Below are 20,223 nucleotides of genomic sequence, written 5' to 3'. Positions count from 1 at the left end.
TCATCGGTGTGCCTGATGCTGAATGAGTGTTTTTTGTTCGCGTGAGCGAGTAATCCACGGGAGGAGCACGCTATGAAAAAGAGAACCAGACTGAAGCGACGTCAGATCGTCGGTGTTACGGCGACGGCCCTTGCTGCAATGGTGATGCCGGGGGTGCGCGCCGAGGAGAAAGTCGCCTCGATTGACGTAAAGGACGACCCCTGGAAGGTCGACATCTACTATGAAAACGACACACGTTATCGTGGAAAAAACAGCACCGGCGACGTGGTCGGACTGTCGAAGTTTCGAAACACGTTACAGGCCGAAGCAGACAAGAAATTGGCGAATGGATGGGCTTTTCATGGCGTATTCCGGGGTACCTACGACGGTGTCTATGAGCTGAACAAGGATCAGTTTGGCAGGTCTGCTGGTAGCCGACGTGCCACCGATGTCCGCCTTCAGAATACCGCAGGTCCCGCTGCAGCTTCGCTCGGCGGACTCGGGTTGCCTCCAGTCCATTTGGGTTCAACGGTTCCCTTTGGCGGTGGCGTCGGCCGAACGGTCGTGGACGCCATCCAGGCCGGCGCCGGCCTCCCGAATCTTGGCGGCCCTGGCGGCGGCCCGAACATCAACATGTTTGTCGATCCCAACTATGCCAACGTCAACATTCCGCCGGCCCAGTACGGCCCGGGCGCCGGTCTGCGATTGCTCGGGGACTCCTGGCACGACAACAACCGGGGTGGCATCACGTTTGCAGTTCCGGTGCGCCCGTGCAACGTCGACAGCCGCGGTTGCGCAGACTTCGGTGGCTACGGCGATCAGAACCAGAGCGAACTTGAATTTCCGGAATTCAACGATCGCCTTGATTTCATCCGTGAAGCCTATGTCAAGAAGACCTTCGGTCTTGCCAATGGCACCGACGTCTTTGTTAAGCTGGGCAAGCAGCAGGTCGTGTGGGGCCGAACCGACCTGTTCCGCGTGCTCGACGTCGTGAACCCGATCGACTATTCTCGTAACAATATCTACGATGAGCTGCAGGATATCCGGATTCCGATGTGGATTGCCCAGGGCGAATGGCGAATGGGTAGTTCGGAAAGCATGCAGGAACGCAACCTGAGCGTAGTTTGGAACTTCGACAAGTATCGCGCGAGCAACCTTGGTCAGTGCGGAACGCCCAATGTCATGCTCGACGCCGGTTGCTTCTTCCGCGGCATGAAGAACCTGTGGGATAACGGCGGTACCGTCGCCAATTTTGCCGCGCTGTCGCCGCCCGGGGTGCCGGGCAGCGTCGCAGGCCCGTGGTTTGCCACCAACTTCGGTACCCATCAGATCGGCATTCGCGACGTAAAACTGCCCGAATGGAGTCTTTCCAATACGCAAATCGGCGCCAAGTTTGAAGGTGTCACGGAGGGTGGTCTTTCGTTCTCGTTGAACGCCCTGCACTACCGGTCGCAACTTCCGTCGCTGCATGCAATCAACGGTGCAGCGGTAAACGCCTTTACCGGCGCAAAGGGCAACACTTCTCCATTCTCGGGGCCGGCGCAAGGCATCCCGACGACGCACCTGATCGCCTTCGATATGCACTTCCCGAGGGTGAACCTGCTTGGTGGCTCGCTCGACTTCCAGTCTGAGGCACTGGGGGCAGCATTCAGATTGGAAGGTGCCATGACGTCGGGCGAAGAGTTTGTGAACACGGCCCGACCAGGGCTCTACTCGCGCAACAGGGTATGGCGTTCGGTGATCGGCATGGACCGGCCAACCTTCATTCCCTTTATCAGCACGTCACGGACGACGCTGATCTCGGCGCAGCTGTTCCATCAGCACATTTTCAACCATGAAGAGGAGCATGCCCAAGGCGGCATCGTCGGCATGCCGGACTGGAAGGACAACTTCATCGGCACCCTGCTGATCAAGGGTTTCGTGCAGAACGATCGCGTCAGCCCCCAACTCATTCTGGTGCGGGACTTCAAGGCAAAGGCGTGGGTGGCTTCACCCCAGGTTGACTGGCTGCTTACCGACAATCTGAAGCTGACGATCGGCGCAAACATCAAGGGCAAGAGCGACGATTCCGACAGACGTTGGGAATGGGACGACTGCCGTTCATGTAATCCGTGGGCACCCTATACGACCTACTCAGGGCAAACTCTGTCGCCTGGTTCAGCTGGTCTCTCGGGCCTGGAGCCACTCGGACGATTCCGAGCCGGACCGGTCGGCACAGCGTGGAGGGAAGATGAGGCGTACGTGACGCTACGCTACAAATTCTGACAAGAAATACGTTGAGAGCCACACATCGAATTTCTCGTAGATTTATGCGGAGCCGACGGTTGGGCTTCTGGCGAAATTGATGTAGGGCTCTCAATACGACACGCGAAGACGCGCGGAGGAATTGCTTTTGCATGAAGGAGGATGGTGTATGAGCAATTTGGTTGGGCTGGATGAAGTCAAAGCGGTATATAACGGCGCCGAAGGTGATCTCTGGGAACTCATCATGGGGCACCAGATTCACATCGGTGGCTTCCGGTCATCGATGGATTTGTCGGAGCGCGCCGGCCTTGCCGGGGCGAAGCATGGCGTCGATCTGTGCTGCTGCAATGGTGCTGGCATGCGCTTTCTGGTGCGCTTCCGCAATGTCCAGAAGATGACCGGCGTCGATGCCGCCAAGACCGTTATTGACCGCGGTCGCGATCGCTGCTTCGAGGAAGAACTCGACAAGCAGATCGAGTTTGTCCACTCGGATGTGACGCACAGCAGCCTGCCTGATAATTACACCGATTTCGTCTGGGGGGAGGATGCCTGGTGCTATGTCGTCGACAAGCCCGCGCTGATCCGCGAGGCGGCGCGCATCGTCAAGCCGGGCGGCAAGATTGCCTTCACCGATTGGGTGCTTGGCAATGTATCGATGAGCGACGACGAAATCCGGCGCTATCTGAGCTTCATGAAATTCCCCAACGTCGAATCGCTCGAGGGCTACCCAAAACTGCTCGAGGCGAGCGGCTGCGAGGTCATCGAGGCGAGTGATACGGGGCGCTTCGATCCCTATGTCGATCTGTACCTCGACATGGTCGACAAACAATTAACTTATGATGCTTTACGCATTTTGAATTTCGACACTGCCATGCTCGGAGCAGTCGCCGGTGAGATGAAGTTCCTAGGGGAGCTCGCCCGTGCCGGCAAGATTGCCCAAGGACGATTCGTCGCCCGCAAGAAGGGCTGAGCGTCGCTAATCCTATGTGCCATTGCGGCAGTCCCGCAATGGCACTGACACGAAGGCCGCGTTCATGCACTGGCTCTACCTCTACGCCGCGATTCTCTTCGAACTTTCAGGCACCTCCTGCATGAAGCTTTCCGAAGGATTCCAGAAACCGCTGCCTTCGATCGGGATATTTATTTTCTATATCTCCAGCGTTCTCTGTCTGACCTTGGCGGTCAAGGTCGTCGACATCAGCATTGCTTACGCGATCTGGTCGGGCGTTGGCATAGCCGTGATCGCCACCATTGGCATCCTCTTCTTCGGCGAGCCGTTTACGTTGCGGCGGTTCCTGTTTCTGACGCTGATCGTCGTAGGCGTTGTCGGACTTAATCTCAGCAGCGGCCGTTGAAGGGCCGTGCTCGGAGGCCGCGGGGATCGTTCATAACTGTCCGTGTTGATTTGCACTGTGGACTAAACAATTAGTATTCGCACTTCTCCTGAGCGTGTTCGAGTTTCCTTTTTAGGTCCAAATACGACGTTACCCCCAGCTTCCTGAGCACATTGGCTCTATGGACGTCGACCGTCTTGTAACTTATGTCGAGCAGGCGAGCGATGTCCTTGCTTGTCGAGCCGGCGAGCAAGTGGTCCAGCACCTCGCGCTCACGTGTTGACAAGCGTTGCAACAATCTCTCGGTCGTCAATTTCGACTGGAGCAATTCGAAACGTTCGCGAGCAATCTGCATCGCCTTATTGATTGCGTCGATAAATGACTGCGGATTGAATGGTTTTTGCAGGAAGTCCATGGCCCCGAGCTGTATGGCGCGAACAGCGGCGGGGATGTCACCGTGAGCGGACAGAAATATGACAGGAAGACTACGCCCTGTTTCGTTCAATTTTTGCATCAACTCCAGTCCTCCGATTTCAGGCATTCGCAGGTCAAGCACCAGGCACGCTGGCCCACCGGACAGATCAAGTTGGGCAATAAAATCGTAAGCCGAGCCAAATGCCCGGGACGGAACGTTGATGGAATCCAGCAGCCACGATAACGCCCGTGTCACATTCGGCTCGTCATCAACCAGGTACACTGTCACTTGATGCGGGTTCATATTCCTCCTCCTCGTCCTTCGCGCTCGTCGATACCGGCAAGACGAACTTGAATGTGGCTCCACCGCGTGAGCCCGAGCTCAGCGTGAGCATTCCCCCGTGTGATTCGAGGATCGTTCGGCACATCATGAGTCCAAGTCCAAGACCACTGGGTTTTGTTGTGTAGTACGGCTCAAATATCTTTTGACTATATTCGCTGGGAACCCCGACGCCACTGTCGCTGACGCGTACGGCGATCTGAGACCGGTTTTCCACCGATAATCCGATTTCTATTTCCCGTCTGGCGCTCGGCGCTTCAGACATGGCTTCGATCGCGTTGATTACCAGATTGATCAAAACTTGCTGAATCTCGACACGATTCCCACACACGGGCGGCAAGTCACCTGCAACCTGAACATTTACAAGGACGCGCGCGCTGCAAAGATGAAAGTGCAACAGTTCCAAAGTTTTGGAAATCAACGTGGGTAACTCGATTTCGCCATTGTCGGGGCGATGCCTGGTGACGAAGCTGCGCACGTTGCGCACGATGTCGCCGGATTGCGTAAGGTGTAGATCCATCCAGTCCACGGCCTCACGAAGATCAGGACGGACAGACAGCTCCGGCGCCAAGCGGTGGCGAAGACCGGCGAGATAGCTCTGGCATGCATTCAGGGGTTGTCCCAATTCGTGAGCCAGAGCGGACGCGAACTGCCCCATCACCGACAGGCGTGTAGCATGAGCCAACTGGTGCTGCTGTTCCTGTTCTCGCTGCCGGGCGACACATTGGTCGGTTACGTCTTCGAAAACCAGAGCGGCGCCTAGGCCACTGATCGGCAGCCGAATACCGGTCACTTCGTACTCGGACAGCGATCCATTCTCCTTCCTCCACTGGACATGCCCGGACTTAATCCGGCGTCCGTCGGTGGGCGAATGAAATTGAATCAGGTCGTACAGCGAAAGGCGCTTGCTCTTGTCTATAATGACGCGATCTGGATCGCGTGCTACTCGCTCAAAATCGACAGACCTTCCAATGCCGAACATTCTTTTTATTGCAGGATTGATCTCAATGACCTTTCCGGATTCGTCGGTGGCGAGAATGCCCATCGGAATATTGCGAAACAGCGCCCGATATTTCTCCCGACTTTCGATCATCTCCCGCTCTGTATCCTTCCGCCGACGGACTTCGTCCTTCAAAGCACGGTTTGTGCGCTGCAAATTGACAGTGCGCCGCTCGACTGTTTGGGCTAGCCGCTCCTTCGAACGCCGTAGCTGATCCTCGGCGAGTTTGCGGGCGCTAATATCTTGTACAACCCACACGGACGACGCAAAACGGTCCGGATTTACTACGCGCCCCGAGATTTGACACCAAAATATTTCGCCGTTTTTGCGCACCATCGGTTTTTCGTGGACATAGCCTTCGTTGCGCGAAATTGTCGGATAGAGTCTGCCAATGGCATCGAAATCATCTCCACTGGCGTAAAGCGTACGTACCGACTTTCCGTTCAGCTCGCCAGGACCATACCCGAACATTTCTTCCATTTTCGGGTTGACCTTAACGAAGTGTCGACCACGCATAAAGCAGATGCCCACAATCGCGTTGTCAAAGATCAGGTCATAGGGGACGAGGTCCTCTCTTGTCGAGATTTTTGTCGTCGTGTTCCTCCCAGTGGGCGAACTTTCTTGTGGCCGAGCCAACGCGTACTGCTCCATGGGATTGGGCGGATTCCGGTCGGGGTGCGTGGTTATGGTAAATTTATAGGGTGCTTTAGAAGCGGGTGTCGCCGACGATTTCGTCATGCGAAGGTGCCGAAGATTCGCTCCACAGCCACCGGTTTTGCGGCACCGTTCACAAAGCATACCGGCGACACTGGGGAATCGATATCGGGAAATTCAGATTGTTCTTCTGGAATTACCCGAACGTATGATAGGAAAAATCCTATGGCGCCCGGAAATTCCTGTCAGGATTTGGCCTGAAGAAGACACGCACACCGTGCATCCGTCCCGAACTCCAGAGTAAGGTCGCAGGCAGGGGCCCTTCGCCGTGCGAGGGGCTGCATGCCGGACGGAGTGAGTCAGCCAGCTGTTCAGGGACGTTCTGAGTGTGATGGGGCAGTCGCTGTCCATCGACCCTGAAAGGAGTCAGAATATTTGGGCGTATCATTATCTAATTCTGACTTCTATGAATGGAAGAGCCCGGAGGGCGGACTCCCGATCGGTACGTTACGTGGAATTTTGTTTCGAGAATAATAATCAGTTGCACGGTCGGCGAAGATGTCCGGCTACTGTGCTCGACTACCACGCGAAGTTCAAAAAGGGCTGGAAGATCGGCTGCGACTGTGGCAGGAGACTCACATGATCGAGATTCTGGTGGCAGATGACCATCCCATCGTGCGCGAGGGGTTGAAGACAGTGATATCCATGGCCCCGGATATTGCCGTAACCGGGGAAGCTGCGAATGGAGGCGAGGTGTTGGCCCTCATTCGGCGAAAGAAGTTCGATGTGCTCCTGTTGGATATGAGCATGCCGGGGCACGATGGTGTGGATCTCATCAAGCGTGTCAGGGCGGAGCAACCACTTCTTCCGATCTTGGTGCTCACGATGCATGGTGAGGCCCAACTCGCCGCGAGCGCTCTGAAGCTCGGAGTGGCCGGCTATCTGACGAAGGGGAAGGACGTGGAGTCGCTCACGAACGCTATCCGGAAGGTAGCTGCGGGACAACCGTGCATCGACCCTGACCTCGCTGAGAAGATCATCTTTAATGCAAGGTTTTTCGCTGGCCCGCAGGAACCGCTGTCAGAGCGGGAGATTCAGGTTCTGCGGATGCTGCAGCTGGGAAAGACGGTTACAGAAATCAGCGTAGAGCTGTCGCTTAGTCCGAAGACGGTTAGTACGCACAAGGTCCACCTCATGCGCAAACTCGGTATTGCGAACAATGCTGACCTGATCCGCTATCGTCCCGAGGAAGGACTTTAGGCCACGGGCTTCCATACAACCCGCAGAGCATGGATTGCCCCTCGATGCGAGCGCGATCCTGGTCATGCCTCCCGGTGTCAGGGTTTGCGCGGGGGGAGCCGTTCTTCAGAACGTAGAAGAAGTTGTTGTTCTCTATTGGGTGATCGCAATGAAGGACCACAAAAACGGCGTAAATTTTGGCAAGGGAAGTTCGGGGCCGCAATGCGGCAACTGCGAAACCAGCAGTGCCACCGCAATTGCGTTGAGGGAAAGCGAAAGCAAATTTCGCACGATATTCGAGAAATCGCCGAACCCCGTAACCCTTATCGACAACGGCGTATTCGTCGACTGCAATGACGCGACGGTTAGTCTTCACGGGTACGAAAACAAGGCTCAACTGATTGGCCTTACGCCCGCCGATGTATCCCCGGAGAGTCAGCCAGACGGTCGGCTGTCGTCCGAAAAAGCGATTGAGGTCGTTCGAATTGCGCTGGAAAACGGTTCGTACCATTTCCCCTGGGCGATCCGCCGAAAAGACGGCGAGGTGCTTGATGCGGAGGTTGTTCTGACTGCGATCTTTGTGGGCGGGAAGAAGATCATACATGCCACCTGGCAGGATGTTACCGCCGGAAACCGTGCGAAAAAAAAATTGATTGAGTCGGAGCGTTTCCTGCGTGAAACGTGCAAGCACGTCGAGGAAGTGCGCGAAGAGGAGAAAGCAAGCATCGCGCGCGAGATTCACGACGAGCTGGGGCAGTTGCTTACCGCGCTGAAGATGGAAGTATTTTGTATCAAACCAGGCCGCAGTCACGACGTCGAGCTGATGTCCAAGGCTGACGCCATGGGCGTCCTGATCGACTCGATAATCGTCCGCGTGCGGGATATCGCAACCGCCCTCAGGCCAAAAGTTCTCGAACTTGGGTTGGTGGTTGCCGTCGAATGGTTGCTTCAGGATTTCATGCGTAGATCGGGCATCCACTGCCAGCTTCATTTGGAGGACGAAGGCGTTGTAAATTCTCTCGGTAGTAGTCAGACACTGGCGCTGTTTCGAATATTGCAGGAGTCGCTTACCAATGCGGCCCGTCATTCAAAGGCGAGCAACGTTGGGGTTTGGCTAGCGCGGAATGGTAAATTTGCAGAGTTGGTGATTGAAGATGACGGGGTTGGATTCGATCCGTCAGGGAGCGACGATCAACTGCGTGGCCTCGGGTTGCGTGGCATCAAGGAGCGCACCATCCTCCTGGGAGGGCGCTTTGAGATTGGCAGTCGCCGAGGGGCAGGCGTGAAACTGAAAGTTGCCATTCCCGTATCTGGCCCCTAGGGAAACTCTGATCTATTCAGAGCCTGTAAAATATCGAGGTCATAAATCGCACTGCCGCCATGAAGCAAACGACCTTCGCCTCGCTGGCCTTCGACCGAAAGAAGAAACAGACCCGTCGGGAGCGCTTCCTCGCCGAGATGGATGCGGTCGTGCCGTGGGCGGCGCTGCTTGCGGTGATCGAACCGCACTACCCGAAGGCGGGCCGACGGGGTCGTCAGCCGATGCCGATGGAAACGATGCTGCGGATCTACTTCATGCAGCAGTGGTACGCGCTGTCGGACCCTGCGATGGAAGATGCGCTCTACGAAATCGAGTCGATGCGTCGTTTTGCGCGACTCGATCTGGCCGACGACGCGATGCCCGACGAGACGACGATCCTCAATTTCCGTCACCTGCTTGAGCAGCACGGGCTGACCTCGCAGATGATGAATGTCATCAATGAGGTCCTGACCGACAAGGGATTGCTGCTCAAGGGCGGCACGATGGTTGACGCGACCATCATCCACGCACCGCCCTCGACGAAGAATCAGGCTAGGCAGCGCGACCCCGACATGCACCAGACCAAGAAGGGCAAGCAGTGGTACTTCGGCATGAAGATCCACGTCGGTGCGGACGTCAATTCCGGCCTGGCACACACAGTATCGGTGACGCCTGCCAACGCCTCCGACATCAGCCAGTTGCCGCATCTGCTGCGCGAAGATGATCGCGCGGTGTTCGGCGACAAGGGCTACGTCAATAACGATCTCAAGCGCACGGCGCGCAAGGCCGGCGTGTTCTGGGGCGTGTCGCTCAAGGCGAGCAAGCCGCATCCGCTGAGCGCGGCGAACAAGCGCTTCAATCACAAGATGTCCTCGATCCGCGCTCGGGTCGAGCATGTGTTTCGCGTGATCAAGCGCCAGTTCGGTTACACGAAGGTGCGCTACAAGGGGATCGCGAAGAACGCCGCGCAGGTGTTCTCGCTGATCGGGCTGACCAATCTTTATCTGGCGAGGCGAGCCTTGATGAACTGACAGGCGAAATCCGCCCGCTGCGCCCGAAAAAGGGCGATCGAAGCCGAATAGGCCTCGAATTTCAGCGGTGGCGGCGAAGAAAGCGTTCATCGGAGTCGGTTCAACAGGCTGGCTTGGGTGGGCGTGCTCGAAACGTCAATTGATCAGGGATTCCCTAGTGTCCACGGTTATCGCCAATGCTATTAAGTAAAGCCGCCTTGTTAGCGAAATCGTAATCGGCGATGCGCACCCCTTGCGTCTTGGCGCGCTGCGTAGCGGCGTGTACGCTCGATGGCGGTGGGCGAGCGCAGCTGAGGTGCCCTACGTTTTCCGTCTTCCAACCGGCCGTCGTCATACTGCCAATTCCTGCTGATTCTGTCGTTCGCTAGCCAGGCCCGCGCAGCTCAGCGTGAATGCGGCGCGCGCCGTACGCTTGCCGAACCTCCTGGTGAATCGTACTGATCAGCGTCAGCGCCTGCGCATCGGTCAGTCGCTTGCGCTGTGGCGTGCCGCCCGCCTGCCAGGCCCGAAAGCCGCTCTGGCTCACCGATAGGGCCTCACGCAGGATGGGCAATGGGAAGAATCCGCGCTGCTTCTCGATACAGGCATATTTCATAGCAGCTCCTACGCGAAATGTGCCGTCGCTTTTTTATATCTTATTCTCCATCTCGAATCGCGCCACCTGAGCGCGCAATCGAGACAGTTCCATCTGCTCGGCGGTGATCTGCTTAGCGCCGGCTGGGTTCAGCTTGCCGGCCTTCGCGGCCTTGGCCCAGTTGCGCAGCGTTTGCTCGACCAGCCCCAGCTCTTCGGCGGCGCGAGCGATGCTGCCGACCTCGTCGGCGCGCTTGACCGCCTGCTCCTTGAACTCGGTCGTGTATTCCTGCTTCGGGATGCGTTTCACGTCGTGCTTCCTCTCGTTGCGTCAATCGTAGTGCCCTGTTTGAAATTCGGTTTCAGCAAATTTGACAGTTGCGCGACTAGTTGTCGTACTCCGGACGCCAGCGCGCCCTCGTTGTTGTTGCGTCGCAATACGGGTAAAGCTTTAGCCCTTAGGTATTCGATGCCAATTTTGTTATCGGGTGATCGGCTCTAAGCTCCCTACCACCGTCGAGAAGGTGGCGCTGTTGCATCCCATGGGAAGTCACTGATCGAGGGGTGAACTGGGGGGTTGCGACCCGTTGGAAGACGCCCCTATGGCGTGGGGAGACGACGCACGCCGAAAGCGAGATTCATTGACTGTGTGATACAGATCCTGAATTCGAAGGAGGATTGCTACATGAGCATCACAAAAAAAGTCGGCGTCGCGCTGACCTGTGCGACGGTTGCCGGCCTCTGCACTTCGGCAAGAGCGGTTACTGATGCGGACATTGAAACATCTTTTTTTCCGTACAAGAACAAAGTGCCCGGTCTTTCGGGACTGCAACGCGGGACCATTATTAACAAGGCGAACATTCAAAATTTCAAGAACGCCATCGATCCGGCGACAGCGAAGTTCATTGAGAGTGGCTGGAACGAGATCGAGGTCGGGCCTACCGAATCAATTGCATTGCATCCGAACTACATTGCCCTGACCAAGAAAAATGCAAACCAGGCAAAACTCGGCGCCAAGGTCGGGAGCATCGAGAGCTACAAGGGCGGCCGCCCCTTTCCGGAAGAACCGGACACGAAAGATCCGCGCGCCGGCGAAAAGCTCGCATTCAACTTCAAGTACAGCCAGGTTGCCGGCGACAGCGGGCGCATCTTCCCCTTTTTGTGGGATTACAAGAACCTGAATACCGGCAAAGTCGAGCGATCGATTTCCTTCGATTTTCACTTTCTGAATTATAAGTACCGGATCGCTCAGGAGCCGACACCCAATATCACACCCAATCCCGCCGATATTTATAGGGGAATCTACGTCAAGGTTCTCGAGCCACAAGACCTCAAGAACACCCAGCTGCTGATTCAGCGATTTGATGATGACAACAAGCTCGACGACTCCTATTTGTATCTTGGTTTTCAGCGCCGGGTAAGGCGCCTCGCCACCGGCCAGACGACGGATGCGTTCCTTGGCTCAGACTTGATGATCGAGGATTTCGAGGGCTACAATGCGCGTATCCAAGACATGCAATGGACATATTCTGGAACCGCTGAAACGCTGGTTCCGTTCTATGATCACACCGCACTAAAGAATGTGGATCCGAAACTTGAGGACGGCTACGGACAGATAAAATTTGGTGGGAAATCCGGCTGTTTTCCGGATGTTCCGTGGTCGCTGCGGAAGGTTTTCATCCTCGAGTCGAAGCCCGTCGAAGGAAGCAGTCCGGTCGGAAAACGAATCATGTATATGGACGCCCAGACGATGCAGTTTCCGATCGTCCTGATCTATGACAAAAAGGGCGAGATCTGGAAGCGTTGGGTAGTCAGCTTCACTGATGCGGAGAAATCGGCGCCGAAAAACAAGGGGGCAGGAGTTGCCGTCTATACCGGTGCGAGCATGGTCGACGTCCAGACCGGACATTGCACGACCCTGAAGGCGCGAATCGTAGTCGATCCGGAGAATAATCCACCCAATTTATTCACCGTTCAGAACATGCGCGGTGGCGACTAACGCGACTAGTTAATTATTGGGGAGGGGCCTACGACGCGTTGGCAGGCAGGTCCTCGACCTGAAAATTCGAAATTGAATTTAGGTGGTCCGGTGCCGGAAGGTCGGAGTGAGAGTTGGCGCAAGCCGTCGGGTGACGCGTCGCAATACGGGTAAACCTTTAGCATTTAGGTGTTTGTTGCCAATTGGTTGAAGTCGCAATTCCACCTAAAGTCTCACCCACATTGAGACAGCAAACGCAGACTATCCAATCAACTTGGCGGAGCTTGAGATGACACGAGACGAAATGATTTCTGTGGAGCCCGAAGCCGCAGAATTGCAGGACCAACACAGGCGCGATTTTCTGAAGCGCAGTGGGGCGGCGGTGCTCTCACTTTCGCTGTCGTCACTTGCGACCGGCGTGGTTCCAGGCTTTCTAAAGGACGCGCAGGCCGGGACAAAAGCACCCGGTTACGCGAGTTGGGAAGACATCTATCGCAAAGAGTGGAAATGGGACAAGGTCAATTGGGGGTCCCATCTGAACATTTGCTGGCCGCAGGGTTCGTGCAAGTTCTACGTATACGTCAGAAATGGCATCGTCTGGCGTGAAGAGCAGGCCGCCCAGACGCCCGCGTGTAACGTCGATTATGTGGACTACAACCCGCTGGGGTGTCAAAAGGGTTCAGCATTCAACAACAATCTGTACGGTGACGAGCGGGTCAAGTATCCGCTAAAGCGTGTCGGCAAGCGGGGTGAAGGCAAGTGGAAGCGGGTTTCGTGGGACGAAGCCGCCGGCGATATCGCAGATTCTATTATCGACAGCTTCGAGGCCCAGGGCTCGGACGGTTTCATCCTGGATGCGCCTCACGTTCACGCGGGCTCCATTGCGTGGGGTGCCGGTTTCAGAATGACGTATCTGATGGACGGTGTCTCGCCCGATATCAACGTGGATATTGGCGATACCTACATGGGAGCATTCCACACGTTCGGGAAAATGCATATGGGCTATTCGGCGGACAATCTGCTGGATGCTGAGCTCATCTTCATGACGTGTAGCAATTGGTCGTACACCTACCCGTCCAGTTACCACTTCCTGTCGGAGGCTCGCTACAAGGGGGCCGAGGTCGTGGTCATTGCGCCTGACTTCAATCCCACCACGCCGGCCGCAGACCTTCATGTTCCGGTCCGTGTGGGCAGCGACGCCGCTTTCTGGCTTGGGCTTTCGCAAGTCATGATCGACGAGAAGCTGTTCGATCGTCAGTTTGTGTGTGAGCAGACGGACCTGCCGCTTCTTGTGCGCATGGATACAGGGAAATTTCTCAGTGCCGAAGACGTCGATGGCGGTGAAGCGAAGCAATTCTATTTCTTCGACGAAAAAGCGGGATCGGTTCGCAAGGCGTCCAGAGGAACTCTGAAACTCGATTTCATGCCGGCCCTTGAGGGCACGTTCAGTGCGCGGCTCAAGAACGGCAAGACGATTCAGGTGCGGACGGTTTTCGAAGGACTCAGGGAGCATCTGAAGGACTACACGCCGGAAAAGGCGAGTGCGAAGTGCGGTGTGCCGGTTTCGCTGATTCGTGAGTTGGGCCGAAAAGTCGCGAAAAAGCGCACGTGTAGCTATATCGGTTTCTCGTCCGCCAAGAGCTACCACGGCGACCTGATGGAACGTAGTCTGTTTCTCGCGATGGCACTCAGCGGTAATTGGGGCAAGCCGGGAACCGGCGCGTTCGCGTGGGCCTACTCCGACGACAACATGGTCTACCTCGGTGTAATGAGCAAACCGACCGCCCAAGGTGGCATGGACGAGTTGCATCAGATGGCCGAGGGCTTCAACAAGCGCACGCTCGAGGCAGACCCCACGTCAACAGACGAAATGGGGAATATCGAGTTCATGAAAGTCGTTACTTCGGCGGTGGGGTTGGTGCCACCGGCGATGTGGCTGTACTACCACGTCGGCTACGATCAGTTGTGGAACAACAAGGCGTGGACTGATCCGGCCCTCAAGAAATCGTTTGGTGCGTATCTGGACGAGGCGAAGGAAAAGGGCTGGTGGACGAACGACCACATCCGCCCGGCCCCAGACAAGACGCCTCAGGTGTACATGCTCCTGTCGCAGAATCCGATGAGACGGAAGCGTAGCGGTGCCAAGATGTTTCCGGACGTTTTATTTCCGAAACTCAAGATGATCTTCGCCCTGGAAACGCGCATGTCGTCGTCAGCGATGTATGCCGACATCGTTCTGCCGTGTGCATGGTATTACGAGAAACACGAGATGACGACGCCGTGCAGCGGCAATCCGTTCTTCACCTTCGTGGATCGGTCGGTAGCACCTCCGGGTGAATGTCGCGAAGAATGGGACGCGATTGCGCTCATTCTCAAGAAGGTCGGGGAACGCGCGGCAGCCCGGGGGCTCACGGAGTTCAATGATCACAACGGGCGCAAGCGCCGGTACGACGAGTTGTACAAGAAGTTCACGATGGACGGGCACCTCCTGACGAACGAGGACTGTTTGAAGGAAATGGTCGACATCAACCGGGCGGTGGGCGTCTTTGCGAAGGACTACACGTACGAAAAGTTCAAGAAGGAAGGTCAGACCAGGTTCCTGAGCATGGGAACGGGCGTTTCCAGGTACGCGCATGCAAACGAGGTCGATGTGACCAAGCCGATCTATCCGATGCGATGGCACTTCGATGACAAGAAGGTCTTTCCGACGCATACGCGCCGTGCCCAGTTCTACCTTGACCACGACTGGTATCTCGAAGCCGGCGAGTCGCTGCCTACCCATAAGGACACGCCGATGGTGGGGGGCGACCATCCGTTCAAGATCACTGGCGGGCATCCGCGTGTGAGCATCCATTCCACGCACCTCACGAATTCCCATCTGTCCAGGCTGCATCGCGGACAACCGGTCGTGCACATGAATAGCAAGGACGCCGCGGAGCTGGGGATCAAGGACGGCGACATGGCAAAGCTGTTCAACGACTTTGCCGATTGCGAAATCATGGTGCGCACGGCGCCGAACGTTCAGCCGAAGCAGTGCATTGTCTATTTCTGGGACGCGCATCAGTACAAAGGCTGGAAACCCTACGACATCCTGCTCATCGGAATGCCCAAGCCACTGCACTTGGCGGGCGGTTACGAACAGTTTCGCTACTACTTCATGAACGGAAGTCCGGCCCCCGTCACGGACCGTGGCGTGCGGGTAAGCATCAAGAAAGCATAGTGGCGCAGAGATCAGTCGTTGGAGACAGACATGACTTACGTGCAAGACGGTAACAAGAGTGAGCTAAGAAAGGCGAAGCGGCAACTCGTAACGGTAATCGACCTGAACAAGTGTTTGGGGTGTCAAACATGCACGGTTGCCTGCAAAAACATTTGGACCAAGCGCCCCGGAACCGAGCACATGCGGTGGAACAACGTGACCACCTATCCGGGCAAGGGGTATCCGCGCGACTATGAAAGGAAGGGCGGCGGATTCCTGCGAGGCGAGCCGCAACCGGGCGTGCTCCCTACGCTCATCGACTCGGGTGATGACTTCCAGTTCAATCACAAGGAAGTCTTCTATGAGGGGAAAGGGCAGACGGTGCACTTCCATCCGACCAGCAAGTCAACCGGAAAGGACCCTGCGTGGGGCTACAACTGGGATGAAGATCAGGGCGGTGGAAAGTGGCCGAATCCCTTCTTCTTCTATCTGGCAAGAATGTGCAACCACTGCACCAATCCGGCTTGCCTCGCCGCGTGTCCGACCGGGGCGATCTACAAGCGTGAGGACAACGGTATCGTTCTCGTGGACCAAGAGCGCTGCAAAGGGCATCGCCATTGCGTCGAGGCCTGTCCATACAAGGCGATTTATTTCAACCCGGTTTCGCAAACGAGTGAAAAGTGCATTCTGTGTTATCCCCGCATCGAAAAGGGGATCGCAAATGCCTGTAACCGGCAATGTCCAGGTCGGGTCCGCGCTTTTGGCTATCTCGATGACACGACGAGCCATGTCCACAAACTGGTCAAGAAATGGAAGGTTGCCCTGCCGCTGCACGCTGAATACGGAACCGGCCCAAACATCTATTACGTGCCGCCCATGGGCGCGCGTGGTTTCGGGGAGGACGGGGAAATTACCGACAAGACCCGTATTCCGCTTGACGTCCTCGAAGGGCTGTTCGGGCCCGAAGTCAAGCGCGTGCTCGCGGTTCTGCACACTGAGCGCGAAAACATGAGGGCGGGGCGGGGCTCGGAACTGATGGACCTTCTGATCAGCAAGAAATGGTCCGATCGATTCGGGGGCTTTACGAATGACCCCTTGACTCAGTCCTAACAGCACACGGGGGATGAGATGAAAGCAAAACGAGTTCCGGGTGGAAAAGAACTGCTTCTTGATCTGGACGCGCCGATTTGGGCAGGCGCCGAGAGCACGACGTTCGAGATGTTTCCCACGCCGCTGGTCATGGTCAAGGAGGTCTCTCCGTTTCTGGCGCTGAGTGAAGGACACGGGGTGATCAAGCGTCTCGACGTCGCGGCGCTGCATAACGGCAGCATGATTGCGCTACGCCTCAAATGGGCGTCGGAAAAGCACGACAAAATCGTCGATCTGAATTCCTTCGTTGATGGCGTCGGGGCGATGTTTCCGGTCGCGCGTGGTGCGCAGGCTGTCACCATGGGGGCGACGGGACGACCGGTCAACGCCTGGTACTGGAAGGCCAACGCGAACGAGCCAATGGAAATCGTTGCTGAAGGCTTCTCAGCGGTTCGGCGCATGAAGGACAAAGCGGGCAGCGACCTCAAGGCGGTTGCGCAACATCGAAACGGAGAATGGAACGTCATCCTGTGTCGGTCGATGGCAACTGGCGACGGGCTCGCGAAACTCCAGGCAGGTGGAAGCTCGAAGATAGCCTTCGCCGTCTGGAGCGGGGGGAACGCCGAGCGGTCCGGGCGCAAGTCATATTCAGGCGAATTCGTCGATTTCGAAATCCTCAAGTGAGCGACCAAATGAGCGAAAAACTCGAAGTGGAACTCTCGCAGCACAATCGCGCCACCGCCGCGCGGTCCCGGTGCTACAGGATATTGAGCGGGATGTTTGGCTATCCGGTGGATAGTCTGCCCGAGGACTTCATGCTGCAGGCTAGGCGCGAGTTGCGCGAGTCTCTTGATGGGCTCCCCTTCACGGTTCCGGCAATTGAATCCCTCGCGAACATCGGTGTGTCTCGGGGAGTGAGTTCAGAGAATCTCGCTGTGACGTACAGCCGGATTTTCGACAATTGCTCCGGGCGGCCCGCGGTATCCCTGCATGAGAAGGACTATTCCAGGGACGAGACGAAGTTCATCTGGGAAGAATTGATCCGCTTTTACGAGCATTTCGGTTTGAACTACGACCTGGGGGCATGCAAGGAGTGGCCCGATCACATCTGCATTCAACTGGAATTTCTGCATTACCTGACCTTTCTCGAGGCGGGCGCGCCGGTCGACATGGTGGATATCTACGCCACTGCCGAAGCCGATTTTCTGGAGAAGCACGTCGCTGAATGGATTCCAAAGTTTAGCGAGAAGCTCAGGTCGGTTGCAGAAGGCACGCCATACGCGGACTTGGCCCGGGTCGTCGCGCAATTCGTGGAGGGCGATGCGGAGTTCAACCGCCGTCGCCGGACCATTCAGTAGGCCTGCTTTTCCAGCAGGTTCGTTGCCGAGAAATTCTTGCCGCGTGCGGCATTCATCTAGGAGCAATCCCAATGACGCAAAGACTGAAGGACAAGCTTGCAGTAATTACCGGCGGTGCCAACGGCATCGGGCGGGCAATTGCGGAGCGATTTGCGGTCGAAGGTGCCGACATCGCAATCGCGGATCTGGTGCCGGCCCCGGAAGCCGAGGCAGCAATCAGGAACCTCGGTCGGCGCGTTCTGACCGTGAAGTGCGATGTCTCGCAACCTGGCGACGTAGAAGCATTCGGAAAGCAGGTCATCTCCACGTTTGGTCGCTGCGACATCCTCGTCAACAACGCGGGAATTTACCCGCTGATTCCTTTTGACGAGCTGACCTTTGAACAGTGGAAGAAAACATTCGAGATCAACGTCGATTCAGGTTTTCTTATGGCGAAGGCTTTTGTCCCCGGGATGAAGAGGAACGGGTGGGGACGCATCATCAACCTGACTTCGACGACATATTGGCTAAAGATCGAGGCGTATACCCATTACATCAGCACGAAAGCGGCAAACATAGGCTTTACCCGCGCCCTTGCCTCGGACCTGGGGAAGGACGGAATCACTGTTAACGCCATCGCGCCGAGCCTTGTCCGCACGGCAACAACCGAAGCTTCTGCATTGTCCGCGATGTTCGACGTGCTGCCAAACATGCTTCAGGCGATTCCGCGTCTTCAGGTGCCCCTGGATCTGACGGGCGCAGCTGCGTTCCTGGCTTCCGATGACGCCAGTTTTATTACAGGCCAGACGCTCGCGGTTGATGGCGGTATGGTGAGACACTGAGAATAGGTGAAATTCGAACATGCCTTATTCAGTGCGCGGCACTTGTGGTCCTCGCCATTTGATCATTGGTAGAGCAGCTTGGCGGACGTTTCAAGCCCTGGACTTGCGCGTGACACGGGCGCAGCCATTGTACTGGCGGTCGAGTAACTGATGACGCAGATCACGACGCCCGTTACGGTCATTACCGGGTTCCTCGGTAGCGGGAAGACGACACTCGTCAACCGCATACTGCAGGAGTTGCACGGCGAGCGTGTCGCGGTGATTGAAAACGAGTTCGGTGCGGTCGGCGTCGATGCAGAGTTTCTTATAACGGATGGTAACGAAACAGTCATTCAGCTCGCCAACGGTTGCTTGTGCTGTACTGTGCGAGGCGACTTTGCGCGCGCCCTGAACACGCTAAGCGAGAGCAGTGAGGCAGAGGGATTTGTATTTGATCGAGTCCTGATTGAAACAACGGGTATAGCCGATCCGGGACCGATTGTTCAAACATTCCTCGCGGAAACGACGATTCTGACGCGGTTCCACCTTGACGGTGTTGTCACGCTCGTCGATAGCGTGCATGCACTTGCGCAACTCGACATGACTGAAAATCGGGCGCAGGTGGCCTATGCCGACCGATTGCTTTTAACCAAATTCGACCTCGCTACGGAGTCGCAGATCGAAGCGATTGGCAGACGCGTGGCAGAAATGAATCCGCGGGCAGAGCTACTCTCCGTGGATTTGCACAACGCGCCTATCGTGGACGTCCTGAATCACTTGTTCGATACACATGGGTACACCTTTGACTATGTGCCGCGTAAGGAACTGACTCAGATCAAGCGGCGTCGGCCGGCGACGGATAAGAGATTTTGTCTTGCGGCGCCTACGTCACGCCACACCAGCGATATAGTGTCTTATATCTTCGAGTCCAGTGTCCCGCTCGATCTGGAGCGGTTGAACGTGTTTTTTGACATGGCGCAGCGGCGCTACGGTCCCCGGCTATGGCGCTACAAGGGCATTGTTTGGGCCGCGCATCAGCGCCCACGTCTCGTCGTTCAGGGGGTGCAGAGTCTTCTCCAGATCACAGGTGGAACGATCTGGCGCACCTTTGAGCCGCGGCAAACTTTGCTGATATTCATTGGACAGGCGATTGATCCAGCATGGATTGAAGAAATGCTTAGGCGCTGCGAAGTTGATTCAGTCGACAACCGGAATAAACTAACACGTGGGCAGCTCGAATAACTTGAGGTTCTCGCCAAAACCCGCCGGGCAAAGATGATCGTGACCGAATTCGGTTCAATTCCTTCGGCAAATCACCGCCTTCGCCGGCAGTGTCGCCCCGTTCTTGCTTCGAATCGTCGTGGGTTCCAGCGATTCGACTTATTGTCGATGTTGGTGGACAGCTTGTAGCGCCGATCGCGGTGAACGTCGCCAAGTTCGACGCCCCCGAGCAGCGCTACTGTCCGGCCGGGGTGTACGAGATCGTGCGCGACGAGGCGGGGCACTCATCTGGCAACAGCGCGCGCCTCCAGATCAACGCGCAGAACTGCGTGCACTGCAAGACCTGTGACATCAAGGACCCGACGCAGAACGTCAACTGGGTCGTGCCGCAGGGCGGTGAGTGGCCCATCTACCAAGGAATGTAGGTGAACAGCAGCTTACGGAAAGATGCCAACAAAGCGCCTGATGGT

15 protein-coding genes and 2 pseudogenes are annotated in these 20,223 nt (G+C 56.5%); 14 read left to right on the top strand and 3 right to left on the bottom strand.

The annotated features are described in order from the left end of the window. Nucleotides 1–72 precede the first annotated feature (72 nt). The 3 genes from EBN1_RS06655 (at nucleotide 73) to EBN1_RS06645 (ending at nucleotide 3,578) form a co-directional block, all read left to right on the top strand. Nucleotides 73–2,244 (top strand): DUF1302 family protein, encoded by a 2,172-nt coding sequence (locus tag EBN1_RS06655; RefSeq protein ID WP_011237162.1) that lies wholly within the window; start codon nucleotides 73–75, stop codon nucleotides 2,242–2,244. Between the two features lie 148 nt (nucleotides 2,245–2,392). Continuing rightward, nucleotides 2,393–3,193: a class I SAM-dependent methyltransferase gene (locus tag EBN1_RS06650; protein ID WP_049780211.1), complete on the top strand. Its 801-nt coding sequence runs from the start codon at nucleotides 2,393–2,395 to the stop codon at nucleotides 3,191–3,193. A 64-nt stretch (nucleotides 3,194–3,257) separates the two neighbouring features. Beyond that, nucleotides 3,258–3,578 (top strand): DMT family transporter, encoded by a 321-nt coding sequence (locus EBN1_RS06645; RefSeq protein WP_041645941.1) that lies wholly within the window; start codon nucleotides 3,258–3,260, stop codon nucleotides 3,576–3,578. A 70-nt stretch (nucleotides 3,579–3,648) separates the two neighbouring features. Here the strand turns inward: EBN1_RS06645 and EBN1_RS06640 are convergent, their stop codons facing one another. Together EBN1_RS06640 and EBN1_RS06635 are read right to left on the bottom strand one after the other, a co-directional pair. Next, nucleotides 3,649–4,275 (bottom strand): response regulator transcription factor, encoded by a 627-nt coding sequence (locus tag EBN1_RS06640; protein ID WP_011237159.1) that lies wholly within the window; start codon nucleotides 4,273–4,275, stop codon nucleotides 3,649–3,651. After that, nucleotides 4,241–6,049: a PAS domain S-box protein gene (locus tag EBN1_RS06635; protein ID WP_162014368.1), complete on the bottom strand. Its 1,809-nt coding sequence runs from the start codon at nucleotides 6,047–6,049 to the stop codon at nucleotides 4,241–4,243. The genes EBN1_RS06640 and EBN1_RS06635 overlap by 35 nt, the downstream gene beginning before the upstream one ends. Nucleotides 6,050–6,604: 555 nt before the next feature. Here EBN1_RS06635 and EBN1_RS06630 point away from each other — a divergent pair. The 3 genes from EBN1_RS06630 to EBN1_RS06620 are packed head-to-tail and all read left to right on the top strand — an operon-like array spanning nucleotide 6,605 to nucleotide 9,535. Beyond that, on the top strand, nucleotides 6,605–7,225 hold the full coding sequence (locus EBN1_RS06630) for a response regulator (RefSeq protein ID WP_011237157.1): 621 nt from the start codon (nucleotides 6,605–6,607) through the stop codon (nucleotides 7,223–7,225). Between the two features lie 34 nt (nucleotides 7,226–7,259). Next, entirely contained in the window at nucleotides 7,260–8,525 is a 1,266-nt protein-coding gene (locus EBN1_RS06625) for a PAS domain-containing sensor histidine kinase (protein ID WP_011237156.1), read from the top strand. 59 nt (nucleotides 8,526–8,584) lie between these two features. Continuing rightward, nucleotides 8,585–9,535 (top strand): IS5-like element ISAzo27 family transposase, encoded by a 951-nt coding sequence (locus tag EBN1_RS06620; RefSeq protein ID WP_041645937.1) that lies wholly within the window; start codon nucleotides 8,585–8,587, stop codon nucleotides 9,533–9,535. Nucleotides 9,536–9,902: 367 nt separating this feature from the next. On the opposite strand, the pseudogene EBN1_RS06615 reads toward EBN1_RS06620, so the two are convergent. Further along, nucleotides 9,903–10,418: pseudogene (locus EBN1_RS06615) on the bottom strand (transposase); the annotation flags it as partial. A gap of 375 nt (nucleotides 10,419–10,793) precedes the next feature. On the opposite strand from EBN1_RS06615, the gene EBN1_RS06610 reads away from it, so the two are divergent. From EBN1_RS06610 to EBN1_RS06575, 8 genes and pseudogenes are all read left to right on the top strand, one after another. Beyond that, nucleotides 10,794–12,107, top strand: coding sequence for a DUF1329 domain-containing protein (locus tag EBN1_RS06610; RefSeq protein ID WP_049780208.1), 1,314 nt, complete (start codon nucleotides 10,794–10,796; stop codon nucleotides 12,105–12,107). 268 nt (nucleotides 12,108–12,375) lie between these two features. After that, on the top strand, nucleotides 12,376–15,306 hold the full coding sequence (ebdA, locus tag EBN1_RS06605) for an ethylbenzene dehydrogenase subunit alpha (protein WP_011237152.1): 2,931 nt from the start codon (nucleotides 12,376–12,378) through the stop codon (nucleotides 15,304–15,306). A 30-nt stretch (nucleotides 15,307–15,336) separates the two neighbouring features. After that, nucleotides 15,337–16,395 (top strand): ethylbenzene dehydrogenase subunit beta, encoded by a 1,059-nt coding sequence (gene ebdB / locus EBN1_RS06600; RefSeq protein WP_011237151.1) that lies wholly within the window; start codon nucleotides 15,337–15,339, stop codon nucleotides 16,393–16,395. Nucleotides 16,396–16,413: 18 nt separating this feature from the next. Then, a complete protein-coding gene (ebdC, locus tag EBN1_RS06595) occupies nucleotides 16,414–17,058 on the top strand; it encodes an ethylbenzene dehydrogenase subunit gamma (protein ID WP_011237150.1) in 645 nt (214 codons plus the stop codon). Between the two features lie 8 nt (nucleotides 17,059–17,066). Continuing rightward, the gene (gene ebdD, locus EBN1_RS06590; RefSeq protein ID WP_011237149.1) at nucleotides 17,067–17,732 is read left to right on the top strand and encodes an ethylbenzene dehydrogenase subunit delta; all 666 of its coding nucleotides are present in this window, start codon (nucleotides 17,067–17,069) and stop codon (nucleotides 17,730–17,732) included. Nucleotides 17,733–17,803: 71 nt separating this feature from the next. Continuing rightward, nucleotides 17,804–18,553: a (S)-1-Phenylethanol dehydrogenase gene (ped, locus tag EBN1_RS06585; protein ID WP_011237148.1), complete on the top strand. Its 750-nt coding sequence runs from the start codon at nucleotides 17,804–17,806 to the stop codon at nucleotides 18,551–18,553. Between the two features lie 150 nt (nucleotides 18,554–18,703). After that, a complete protein-coding gene (locus tag EBN1_RS06580) occupies nucleotides 18,704–19,774 on the top strand; it encodes a CobW family GTP-binding protein (protein ID WP_011237147.1) in 1,071 nt (356 codons plus the stop codon). Nucleotides 19,775–19,944: 170 nt separating this feature from the next. Beyond that, nucleotides 19,945–20,178 (top strand): annotated as a pseudogene (locus tag EBN1_RS06575) (4Fe-4S dicluster domain-containing protein); the annotation flags it as partial. Between the last annotated feature and the right edge of the window lie 45 nt (nucleotides 20,179–20,223).

It is taken from the genome of Aromatoleum aromaticum EbN1, assembly GCF_000025965.1.
GTDB classification, from domain to species: Bacteria; Pseudomonadota; Gammaproteobacteria; order Burkholderiales; family Rhodocyclaceae; genus Aromatoleum; species Aromatoleum aromaticum.
Note: the sequence above shows the minus strand (reverse complement) of the source record. Positions and strands in the feature narration are given on the sequence as shown.